The sequence below is a fragment of the Planococcus maritimus genome (genome assembly GCF_001592825.1).
GTDB classification, from domain to species: Bacteria; Bacillota; Bacilli; order Bacillales_A; family Planococcaceae; genus Planococcus; species Planococcus maritimus_C.
In genome coordinates, this window is record NZ_LTZG01000029.1 from 1 (window position 1) to 386 (window position 386).

General features: G+C 46.6%; 1 protein-coding gene. It reads left to right on the forward strand.

What is annotated here, in order from left to right; translation table 11 throughout:
- A partial coding sequence (locus AY633_RS12275; RefSeq protein ID WP_313903515.1) for a DapH/DapD/GlmU-related protein occupies window positions 1-347 on the forward strand: 347 nt, incomplete at its 5' end.
- Between the last annotated feature and the right edge of the window lie 39 nt (window positions 348-386).

Genomic DNA, 386 nt, shown 5'->3' on the forward strand with positions numbered 1-386 from the left:
CAGTCATCGGTGAAGGCACAATGATTGATATGAACGTTGTGCTTGGCGGACGAGCTACTGTCGGAAAAAACTGCCATATCGGCGCGGGTTCTGTACTTGCGGGCGTTATTGAGCCGCCATCCGCTAAACCGGTTGTGATTGAAGACGACGTCGTAATCGGCGCAAATGCTGTTGTGCTTGAAGGTGTAACAGTAGGTAAAGGAGCTGTTGTTGCTGCGGGAGCGATCGTGGTAAACGACGTTGAGACATACACTGTCGTTGCAGGCACACCAGCTAAAAAAATCAAAGACATTGATGAAAAAACAAAAGGCAAAACTGAAATCAAGCAGGAATTACGCCAGCTGTAAGGAAAAGGTTGATAAAAAAGGCGTGGATAATATATCCAC